This window comes from Methylacidimicrobium cyclopophantes, from assembly GCF_902143385.2.
GTDB lineage: Bacteria > Verrucomicrobiota > Verrucomicrobiia > Methylacidiphilales > Methylacidiphilaceae > Methylacidimicrobium > Methylacidimicrobium cyclopophantes.
Map to the genome: position 1 here is coordinate 22357 of NZ_CABFUZ020000256.1, position 8097 is coordinate 30453.

Annotated in this window: 6 protein-coding genes and 1 tRNA gene; 4 read left to right on the forward strand and 3 right to left on the reverse strand. The window is 62.6% G+C overall.

Annotation, left to right across the window (positions count from 1 at the left end; genetic code table 11):
• Positions 1 to 19 precede the first annotated feature (19 nt).
• On the forward strand, positions 20 to 850 hold the full coding sequence (gene thiD / locus FN369_RS10160) for a bifunctional hydroxymethylpyrimidine kinase/phosphomethylpyrimidine kinase (RefSeq protein WP_142526023.1): 831 nt from the start codon (positions 20 to 22) through the stop codon (positions 848 to 850).
• Here the strand turns inward: thiD and lptE are convergent.
• Both lptE and bamD read right to left on the reverse strand, forming a co-directional pair.
• Positions 830 to 1369 (reverse strand): LPS assembly lipoprotein LptE, encoded by a 540-nt coding sequence (lptE, locus tag FN369_RS10165; RefSeq protein ID WP_142526024.1) that lies wholly within the window; start codon positions 1367 to 1369, stop codon positions 830 to 832. The genes thiD and lptE overlap by 21 nt on opposite strands.
• Positions 1366 to 2427: an outer membrane protein assembly factor BamD gene (gene bamD, locus FN369_RS10170; RefSeq protein ID WP_178087804.1), complete on the reverse strand. Its 1062-nt coding sequence runs from the start codon at positions 2425 to 2427 to the stop codon at positions 1366 to 1368. Before bamD ends, lptE begins: the two co-directional genes overlap by 4 nt.
• 277 nt (positions 2428 to 2704) lie before the next feature.
• Between bamD and FN369_RS10175 the strand changes: the two genes are divergently transcribed.
• The 3 genes from FN369_RS10175 to FN369_RS10185 all read left to right on the forward strand — a co-directional run bounded on the left by FN369_RS10175 (position 2705) and on the right by FN369_RS10185 (position 5741).
• A complete protein-coding gene (locus FN369_RS10175) occupies positions 2705 to 3973 on the forward strand; it encodes a DUF4912 domain-containing protein (protein WP_142526026.1) in 1269 nt (422 codons plus the stop codon).
• 8 nt (positions 3974 to 3981) lie between these two features.
• Complete coding sequence (locus FN369_RS10180; RefSeq protein WP_142526027.1) at positions 3982 to 5604, forward strand: glycoside hydrolase family 57 protein; 1623 nt, start codon at positions 3982 to 3984, stop codon at positions 5602 to 5604.
• Between the two features lie 61 nt (positions 5605 to 5665).
• Positions 5666 to 5741: transfer RNA gene (locus tag FN369_RS10185), tRNA-Gln, on the forward strand.
• A gap of 1380 nt (positions 5742 to 7121) precedes the next feature.
• On the opposite strand, the gene FN369_RS10190 is transcribed toward FN369_RS10185, so the two are convergent.
• Complete coding sequence (locus FN369_RS10190; protein WP_142526028.1) at positions 7122 to 7757, reverse strand: class I SAM-dependent methyltransferase; 636 nt, start codon at positions 7755 to 7757, stop codon at positions 7122 to 7124.
• Positions 7758 to 8097: the final 340 nt, after the last annotated feature.

Genomic DNA, 8097 nt, shown 5'->3' on the forward strand with positions numbered 1-8097 from the left:
TCCCCTTTGACAAGGCTCTATGATACGCTTTTTTCCTTCTGGCCCGCTTCCGGTCGCCCTCTCGATCGCCGGCTCCGATTCGAGCGCCGGCGCGGGCATCCAAGCGGACCTAAAGACCTTCTTTCTCTTTGGTACCTACGGAGCCACCGCGATCACCTCGATCGTCGCCGAGCACCCCGGTAGGGTCCTGGGAATTTCCGGGCTCTCCCCATCCCTGGTCGGCGATCAGATCGAGGCAGTTTTCGAGGCGCTGCCGGTGGCCGCCGTCAAGACGGGGATGCTCTATCGTCCCGAGATCGTCCGCGAGGTCGCGGACCGGCTGAGCGCCGTAGCCGGCGGCTTGCCCCTCGTCGTCGATCCGGTCCTCGTCGCCTCGAGCGGAGAGCCCCTATCCGCCCGGGAGACAGTCGCCGCCCTGGGCGCATCTCTCTTTCCCCTCGCCCGTTTGGTCACCCCGAACCGTGCCGAAGCCGAGCTTCTCCTGGGAAGACCGCTCCGTCCCCCGGATGATCCCGAAAGGGCGGCCTTGGAACTCTCGAAGCGATTCGGAGTCCCCTTCCTCCTCAAGGGAGGTCATCTGGAAGGAGTCTCGGCGGTAGACTTTCTTGCCGACGCAGGGGAGATCCAACGCTTCGCCGCTCCCCGCGTCCCGGGAGTCTCTCCCCATGGAACCGGCTGCACCCTTTCCGCGGCGATCACCGCCCGGCTCGCCTGGGGAGATTCGCTCGCTTCCGCGATTGCCGTAGCCAAGCGATGGCTTACCAGCCGACTCTCGAAGATACTCCGCTTCGGGCCGTACGAGTTTCTCCCGGTTCCTGGGCCGGGGGAGCTACCATCCCTCGGTGACTAGCGTCACCACCCGCTTTGCAAAGTCCTGCGCGACCCAGGGCATCACCTGCCGCTGAGCCTCCGGCATATTGACTTGGGTAAAATAGAAGCTCGATCCCGATACGCCCACCCCATTGAGCGTCTTCCGTCCGAGCTTCCGGTTGAGCAGCGTCACGCTCCCGATGAGGACAAAGCGGTACTCGGCGGTCGTCAGCGGATCGAGCAGCTCCGGGCGAATCGGGATCCGGCTGAAGTCGGTGATCGTCACATCGAGCTCCGCATCCGCCTCCCCGGGACCCACCGTGCGCAAACTCCCGTCGTTATCGAAGGCTTGAATGATCTCGTTGGTGACCATCGACTGGAGCTGCGGGATGATGGTCTTGTTGCGCACCGTCGGGATCCAAATCGTGCGAATCCCCTGCATCTGCTTGCCCCCGATGGTGCCCAGACGATAGCCCCCCGAGCAGCCCGTCAGCAGGGCCAGAAGCAAGAGCAGCGGCAGCCAGGCGCGGAGCGCCGCTTTTTTCCCCCTCGACCTCACGGGCCATTCGCTCCCGTGCTTGCCTGCGGGGTGGTGGCCGCCGGAAGAGTGGGAATCGTCGTCGGAGCGTTGACGCTCGTCGTGCCGGCGGAAGGCAGGCCCAGATCTTTTTCGACCATCGGCCGGAGCAGCTTGACCTTTTGCTCTGCGATCTTCCCCTGTTCCGAATCGGGATTCTGGCGAATCACGTCGCTGTAGTAGATGAAAGCGGCCTTGTAATTCTTGGTCTTCTCGTAAAATGCGGCGATGTTGAAGCTGCCAAGCGTTGCCCTCTTCTTGAGAAGGGCCAGATGCTCCCGAGCGGCGGCTACCTTATCTCCCAACGGATAACGGACGATATAGTCCTCGAATGCTTCCATCGCCTTCTCGCCCGAGCTCTGGTCATACGCTGTGGCCAAAGCCGAAACGAACCAAGTATAGCCCAACTGGTATTGTGCATCGTCGGCCAGCTCCGAGTTGGGATACTTGTCAAGAATCCGGCTAAAGGCCGCGATCGCCTCCGAATATTTCTTCTCGTTGGTTCGCGCGAGCCCGAGCTGAAACTCCGCAACTGGAGCCAATCGCCCGTAGGGAGCGGCCCGAATGATCGACTCGTAGATGTCGACCGCAATCTTCATCGAGGGCCCAAAAGGCACCCCAAGCAGCCGCTGCGGCTCGCCGGCCAGATAGAGATTGCCGATCGCCAGCTTCCTCTCGAGCGCCTGCTCGAAAAAGGAGCTCGCCGGATACTTTTGAATCATCTTGTCGTAGGCCTTATTGGCCTTGAGAAAGTCCCCGCGCTTTTCCAAACACTCGGCGATCCGGAACTGCGCCTCGGGAGCGAAAAAAGAATAGGGCCAGCGCCGCACCAGAACCATAAACGCGCGCAGAGCGTTATCGTAGTCTTTCGCTTCCAGGAACTTCTTCCCCAGCGCCAGCTGGTCGCGTGAGCTGGAAGCGGAAAGCCCAGCCCCGGTGCTCTCATCGGTCCAACCCTCGCCGGGCCTCCAAACGAGCGGGGCATAGAGCCGAACGGGCAAGAGCCCGAGAAGGAGCAGGGCGAAAAGCAGCCGCCGCATAAGCACGGTAATTCGGTAGCCTATCCTCCTTGGCACCGGTGGTCAAGGGGCTGACGGCTCGGTTCCTCCCACCGTCAGGGGAGATTTCCTCGACTTCCCGCTGGCCGAACCGCTTCGATTCCTCTATGATCCTCCTGTCTTTCGGAAAAGACAGAGAAGCTTCGGTCGGAACCGGAAGCCATTTCGTTTCGCCATTCGGAGCCCTGCGGCCATCCATGCCTGGAGCCGGGAAGGAGCTCGAGCGGCTGCGAAATCCGCAGAGAAGGATGAGAAGGCCATGACCTCGCGCAAAGCAACCCATCGCCAACGGACGTCCCGATCTCGATCCTCGCCGAAGCGCAGCCGAGCCGGAGCGCGAACGAGGAAGGCCGTCCGATCGCAGATCCCGGTCGACCCAACCCTCGTTCTCGAGCCGGCGATCGACTCGGTAGTAGAGCGGCCCGCCCCCGTCTCGGTCGATCCTCCTCTCGAGGGCCTTTCGGCGACCGCAACCGGGGCGGCATCCCTTCGCCTCTATCTGGCTCCTCGGGGACCCGACTCCCTCTTCGCCTACTGGAACTGGCCTGAGGAACGCCTGGTCCAAGCCGCGCGGGCGGCCGACGACGGCTGCGTCCTGCTCCGTCTCCGCCGGGCGGACGGGACGATCCGCGAGGAGCATGTCCTGCCCCCCGGCTGTCGCAACTGGTACTTTCCGCTTTCCGAAGCCGGAGAAACCTTTTCGGCCGAGCTCGGCATCTACCAAGCCCAGGGAGCGCGGAGGAGCTTCCATTCCTTGGGCTTCTCCCAGCCGGTCACGCTACCCCGCTTCGCACCCTCGGAACGGACCGATCGGACCTTCCTCACCCTTCCCCCGAAGGTCCCCTTCGGCCAGCTCTCCCGCGAGCTCCGCCCCCTTTCCCGTCCGGGCGAGCGGGTCGCCGAAACCTTGGCCCGTCTCCAACAGGAGCCCCAGGAAAGCTCTTCCTCCGTCTCGCCCGAACTCTCCTCCCTCTGGGAGAGAAGTTGGTCTTTCGGTCAAACGGCTGGCAGCTTCGCCGGCAGCCCTTCGAGCTTTGGTCTCTTTTCCTGGCCGGGTTCCTTTCCCTGGCCCGGCTCGGCAGCCGCTTGGCCCGGATCCCTCACCTGGCCCGCCTTGGGAATCGGCTGGCCCGGGAGCTTTGCTTGGCCGGGCTCCTTCGCCTGGCCTTCGTCGTGGGCCTTGGGTCCCATCGGGGCTTCCTGGGCCCTTCCTCCCGGGATGGGGCGCGGGCGCGGCTTTTTCCTCCACGTCAATGCGGAGCTCATCCTCTACGGTGGAACCGATCCCAAGGCCCAAGTCACGGTCCTGGGGAGGCCCATCTCGTTGCAGCCCGACGGAACGTTTCGTTACCACTTCCTCCTCCCCGACGGAAGCTACCGAATCCCAATCGAGGCCATCTCGCCCGACAAGGTGGAAACCCGTGGGGCGACCCTCTCGTTTCTCCGGCAGAGCCGGTACCAGGGTGAAGTCGACGCCACCCCCCAGCCCCCACTGCCCGCAGAGCCGCTCGGCCGGATTCCCGAGTGAATCTCCGGATGGGGGAGAGCCAAGAGGGCCGGAACGCGCGGGTCGTGGAAACCCAAGGTTACCTTGCCATCCTTCTCCACGGACACCTTCCCTTTGTCCGCCATCCCGAGCATGAGGAGTTTTTCGAGGAAGACTGGCTCTTCGAGGCGATCACCGAGTGCTACCTCCCCCTCCTCTCGGTCCTCGAAGGACTCCTGCGGGACGGCATCGACTTCCGACTCACGCTCTCCCTCTCCCCCACCCTCTGCGCGATGCTGGGGGATCCACTCCTCCAAAGACGCTACCGGATCCATCTTGAGCGGCTCCTCGAGCTCGCCTGCCGGGAATCGGATCGGACGATCCTCTCCCCGCCCTTCCACGATCTGGCCCACTTCTACCGCAACAAGCTCGAGCAAGCCCGAGAGGACTACTTCGTCCGCTACCAGGCGGACCTTCTCGGCGCTTTCCGGCGGATCGCCCAAACCGGGAAGCTCGAACTCATCAGCTGCGGGGCGACCCACGGCTATCTCCCCCTCCTCGCCGAAACCCCCGAAGCCGTCCGAGCGCAGATCCTCATCGCCCGTGACTCCCACCGAACTCTCTTCGGCGGAGACCCGAGAGGCTTTTGGCTTCCCGAATGCGCCTACTATCCAGGAGTCGAGGCCTTCCTGCAGGAGGCCGAGATTCGCTGGTTCGTGGTAGACTCCCACGGTCTGCTCTTCGGCGAACCCCGCCCCCAATTCGGCTTCTTCGCTCCAGCCTACACCCCCTGGGGGCCCGCCGCCTTCGCACGCGATGTCGACTCGAGCCGGGAAGTCTGGAGCGCAGCCGAAGGGTACCCCGGCGACTTCCACTACCGGGAGTTCTATCGGGACATCGGCTTCGAGCTCGACTACGACTACCTCCGGCCCTACATCCTACCGACCGGGGAGCGAAAGTTTCTCGGGATCAAATATTATCGGATTACGGGAAAGACCCCGGACAAGGAGCCTTACTCCCCCGAGGAGGCCCGAGCCACGGCGGCGCTCCATGCCGAGGATTTCCTCTCCAAGCGGCGGAGCCAGGTCGCATCCCTTCGGGAGCAGGGCTTCGGTCTTCCTCCCATCGTAATCGCCCCCTACGACGCCGAGCTCTTCGGCCACTGGTGGTACGAGGGCCCGCAATTTCTCGATTTCCTCTTCCGAGGGATGGCGGCCGATCCCCTCTCCCTCTCTCCGATCACTCCCTCCGAATATCTCGAGCGTCATCCGACTCAGCAGCTCGCCCGGCCCGCTTCCTCTTCCTGGGGCTGGCGCGGCCATTCCGAGGTCTGGCTCAGCGGAGAAAACGACTGGATCTACCCCCTTCTCCACAACGGTGCGCGGCGTCTGGTCGCTCAGGCCAAGCGGTACGCCTCCCACCGAAGGCCGCCCCAGCGGCTTCTCCGCCAAGCCGCCCGCGAACTCCTTCTCGCCCAGGCGAGCGACTGGGCCTTCCTCATGAAGACTGGGACCGCATCCGCCTACGCCAAGCGCAGAACCGAAACCCACCTCTACCGCCTCAACACCCTTTGCAGCCAACTCGAAAGGCACGCTCCCGACTTTGCATTCCTGAGCGAATGCGAACGGCGCGACAATCTCTTTCCCGATCTCGACTGGCGCTACTTTGCCTAATCCGCTTCCAACCCTTGCCACGGGAGCGGTTTTCGCCTACAAAGACCACTACCCTCATCACTGCCGCGTGGTGCAATTGGTAGCACACCAGACTCTGGATCTGGGTGTTCTAGGTTCGAGTCCTAGCGCGGCAGCCATTAGCTTCAGCGACTTACGAAAACGCCTCGAAAAGCCGAGCTTCCTGCTTGGCCATTTTTTGCGTTTCCGGCGTCGCACGGGGAGAAGGCAGCGAGCGAGGCAGGACGCTTCTGGAGGAAAGGATGCATTTTCAACGAACAATCGTTGGTTTTTGATTGGTGCACGAATTCCGTTGTTTCTCTCAAAACCGGCAAATCGCTTCCTCTTCCGAAAAACCTCCTTTTGAGCAAGGCAACCCGGCCCCTGGCAGTCCCGCTCTCCGGGGAGCGAAGGCCGGGCTGGGAAGTGCCAGCACATCTTCCGGGGACCGGATCTCCTTCCGGACCTCCGGAATCTGCCGCCAGCCCACTTCCACAAAAAACCCTGCCCTGTCTCCGGAGCAGGCCGCGGTTGACCCCGCTCACCATGCCCCGATCCCCACGAAGACTGCCCGAGGCAGCCCCAAGGCGCTTTTCCAAATCCTCCACCACCGCCTGCGCCCTCTCCAAATCTTTGAGTTGCCTCGGAAGACAGCGTGGCCATGGGCCAACTTCCCGACATGACGACTCCTAACAAAGATTCGCCCTCGCCTTCCCGCTGGTCCCGGCTATAGCCGAATGGAACCAAGCTCCTTGGAGTCTTCCCCTTCAAAGTGGGGAGAAGTCCAATCGTAGGAGACCATTTCGGACTTGAGGCAAAAGAGATCCCGAAGCCGACCTGTTTGCTTCCAGACCGGCCGAATGCGTTCCCCTCCCCGATCGGGGCATAGTCGGTCTCCAGCCGTTGGGCCGGCGTATGCTCGCTTCCCGGAGAAATGAGCCGATTGACCACAAGAACCACGGCTCGCTCCGCAAGGGAAAGACCGTGCCGCCGCTCCGGGCATGCATCCAAAAGCTCGGAGAATTGCAGTTACTCCCAAAGCGCCCTCGCTCCAGCGCCGGTTCCCAAAACCGCGCTGATTTCCGGCTTCGACCGCTCCATCCTCTTCTGCGACTCCGCCCCCAAGAGCTCCGCAAGCCCATCAAGATGAGGAGTCCCCAACTCCTTCCGCCCAAGATCAGCCTCCGTCCGTTGCTGGATCCTTTCTCGATCGGAGTAGCTCTCCACCAGTCGAACCTACCGGTAGCCTCTCCCGCTCGGCCACCGGCTCGGAACGATGCGCAGAAAGACAAGGAGAGATCATCAACCTGCTCGACTACATGCAGTTTCCCTCAAGCGCTCTCTTGCATACATCTATTCACAATGTAGCACTGGGTTTTCGTCAAAAGTGCCCACTCCCTTCTGGCCCACCCCAAAATCGGGCGATTTCCCCAAACTTGGGCCGGCAGAGGCGCCCCATTTGCCCGTGAAGAACAGAGCACAGCCGCTAGGATGATGATCCCGCCAAATGCCTTCACGGGTCAATCCACCCTCGTTGCTGCAACGACCACAAACGCGCATTGGCCTCGTCCGGTCCGCAACGGTTCGATCCCGTGCGTCTCGGCCAGGGGACGCTCCAGCGTCTGCGCCCAGGCATCGATCGAAAAGCCGCCTTCCCTAAGCAGCCCCTCGACTTCGAGCGCCGAATAAAAAGTTGCCTCGCGATAAAATACATTCTCCGCCTGGTGCGCGAGATACTCCTGTCCCAGGGCGCTCTCCCGATCTATGAAACCGATCGTGAGGCGACCACCCGGCCGGAGCACCCGATGCGCCTCCACCACCATCGTTGCCGGTGAATCGACAAAACAGATCGTGGTTACCACCAAGGCATAGTCAAAGCTCCCAGCCGCAAAAGGCAACTTTTCGGCGATCCCCACCACCGTTTGGATCCCGCGCTGCTTGGCGAGCGCGAGCATCGCAGGGGAGGGATCGAGGCCTACCCGCACCCCCAGCGGTGCGGCAAAACGGCCGCTGCCGACCCCGATCTCGATGCCGCGCCCCTCCCATGGCACGAACGGCCGCAGGGCGAGCAACTCCGAGATGTACGCCGCCTCATGTTTTCTAAACCACGCATCGTAGCGCGAAGCTTCGGCTTCGAACGAGGCGATTCTAGCCACGAGACGGACTCTCCCGTGACCGGAGGATAAAGCGGGCATCGTCCTCCGACAAGGCTGCAATTGAGCGCAGACAGCCCTATCTCGGCACGAGCTGTGGAGCGGCGGATTTTCCACCGACGCTCTTCCGATGCGTGCCATTCGGCGCTCCCGCCCCGCCTCCATCTGCTGCACTAGTTCGCTGCATGGAGTCGTCCGCCGTTCTATCAGACCTACTCGAACCTGCCTAAGCCGGTTCAAAGCGGACTTCCTGCTTCCTCGAGGCTGGTTTCACCGCCGTCTTGCGACGTGCGCCAGAGCCTTCCTCTCCACAGGCTGACACCGTGGAACTCACGGCCAAATT

What these genes read in the sequence shown, in the direction of transcription:
- thiD (WP_142526023.1), top strand. Translation starts at nt 20, where the DNA reads ATGATACGCTTTTTTCCTTCTGGCCCGCTTCCGGTCGCCCTCTCGATC.
- bamD (WP_178087804.1), bottom strand. Translation starts at nt 2,427, where the DNA reads ATGCGGCGGCTGCTTTTCGCCCTGCTCCTTCTCGGGCTCTTGCCCGTT.
- FN369_RS10175 (WP_142526026.1), top strand. Translation starts at nt 2,705, where the DNA reads ATGACCTCGCGCAAAGCAACCCATCGCCAACGGACGTCCCGATCTCGA.
- FN369_RS10180 (WP_142526027.1), top strand. Translation starts at nt 3,982, where the DNA reads ATGGGGGAGAGCCAAGAGGGCCGGAACGCGCGGGTCGTGGAAACCCAA.